Genomic DNA, 527 nt, shown 5'->3' with positions numbered 1-527 from the left:
GGCATGGCTTCGCAAGCGGCCAAACAGGCGGTGGAGGGTGGAGCAGCCGTGAAAGACACCGTGGCAGCGATGAAGAGCATCGCGGGCAAGATCGGCATCATCGATGACATCGCCTACCAGACCAACCTCTTGGCACTGAATGCCGCAATCGAGGCGGCACGGGCGGGTGAACATGGCAAAGGCTTTGCTGTGGTGGCCGCCGAAGTACGCAAGCTGGCCGAGCGCAGCCAGGTGGCGGCGCAGGAAATCAGCGAACTGGCCAGCGGCAGCGTGGACAAGGCTGAGAGCGCTGGCAAGCTGCTCGACGCCATCGTGCCCGCGATTGGCAAGACATCCGAGCTGGTGCAGGAGATAGCCGCGGCATCCAGCGAGCAATCCACGGGCGTGGGCCAGATCAACACCGCCATGGAACAACTCAACCAGATCACCCAGCAGAACGCCAGCAGCAGTGAAGAGCTGGCGGCCACAGCGGAAGAGATGAGCGGCCAGGCGGCACAGCTGCAGGAAGCGATGGGCTTCTTCAAGGT

At 63.2% G+C, this 527-nt stretch carries 1 protein-coding gene; it reads left to right on the top strand.

Going from position 1 to position 527, the window contains the following annotated elements; genetic code table 11:
- Positions 1-527 (top strand): methyl-accepting chemotaxis protein (locus AC07O2_RS26000; protein WP_495235002.1); only part of this gene is annotated, 527 nt, incomplete at both ends.

It is taken from the genome of Rhodoferax sp. GW821-FHT10B06, from assembly GCF_059415605.1.
The sequence above is the reverse complement of the archived record's forward strand: the minus strand, read 5'-3'. Positions and strand labels throughout refer to the sequence as shown.